This window comes from Actinomadura sp. WAC 06369 (assembly GCF_003947565.1).
In the GTDB taxonomy this organism is placed as follows: Bacteria; Actinomycetota; Actinomycetes; order Streptosporangiales; family Streptosporangiaceae; genus Spirillospora; species Spirillospora rifamycini.
This window is the reverse complement of sequence record NZ_QHJN01000372.1, coordinates 1-1,321: the sequence shown is the minus strand read 5'-3', so window position 1 is coordinate 1,321 and position 1,321 is coordinate 1. Positions and strand designations below refer to the sequence as shown.

At 52.9% G+C, this 1,321-nt stretch carries 1 rRNA gene; it reads right to left on the bottom strand.

Annotated features, from left to right (window positions below):
• Positions 1-1,321: ribosomal RNA gene (locus tag DMH08_RS41320) — 23S ribosomal RNA — on the bottom strand; the annotation flags it as partial.

The window sequence follows — 1,321 nt, the reverse complement described above, 5'->3', positions numbered from 1 at the left end:
CGTCACGGCCTCCACGTCCGCCTACTCCTCAGGGCATCGTTTCTACCCTGAGGGCGAGGTATGGGTGAGACGCTTGAGCGCCATCCATTTTCAGGGCTAGTACATTCGGCAGGTGAGTTGTTACACAGTCCTTAGCGGATTCCGACTTCCATGGCCACCGTCCTGCTGTCAAGATGTACTAACGCCTTTTGTGGTGTCTGATGAGCGTCTACTCTGGCACCTTAACCTCGCGTTCGGTTCATCCCGCATCGCCAGTTCTGCTTACCAAAAATGGCCCACTAGTGTTGATACATTCGAATGCCCACGTTCAATTAAGCAACAAGGGCTTCTTACATATTTAAAGTTTGAGAATGGATGAAGGCTAAAAAGCGCCCCCGGGTCCCTAATCATTCGCTTTACCTCATAAAACTGAGTTCAACACTGCTATCCTGAGGGAAACTTCGGCGGAAACCAGCTACTAGAAGGTTCGATTAGTCTTTCGCCCCCATGCCCATATTTGACGATCGATTTGCACGTCAGAACCGCTGCGAGCCTCCACCAGAGTTTCCTCTGGCTTCACCCTATACAGGCATAGTTCACCTTCTTTCGGGTCCGGCCCCGTATGCTCTTACTCAAATCCATCCGAGAACATCAGGATCGGTCGATGATGCGCCGAAGCTCTCACCTGCGTTCACTTTCATTACGCGTAGGGGTTTTACACCCGAACACTCGCATACGAAGACGACTCCTTGGTCCGTGTTTCAAGACGGGTCGCTGATGACCATTACGCCAGCATCCTTGCGGAGCGCGAACCTCAGTCCGCCCCAGGGTATTATGCAACGGGCTATAACACTCCCGTAGGAGCCACGTTCCCGAAGCCTTTTTCCCCCGCGGCGAACTGATGCTGGCCTGAACCCGGCGGAGTGCACCAGCGAGAACGCTGGATGATCCACCGGGCCCAAGTCTGGTCACAAGCGCTTCCCTTTCAACAATTTCACGTACTATTTAACCCTCTTTTCAAAGTGCTTTTCATCTTTCGATCACTCTACTTGTGCGCTATCGGTCTCTGGCCGGTATTTAGCTTTAGAAGACATATACCTCCCATTTAGAGCAGCATTCCCAAACTACTCGACTCGTCGAAGGAGCTTTACACAGGCTAGGCGTCCGACCAGACGGGGCTCTCACCCTCTATGGCGTCCCGTTCCAGGGAACTCGGAAGGCACCGCGCCAAAAGCATCCTCTGCAAATTACAACTCGGGCCCTGGGGGCCAGATTTCAAATTTGAGCTGTTGCCGCTTCACTCGCCGTTACTGGGGCAATCCCTGTTGGTTTCTTTTCCTCC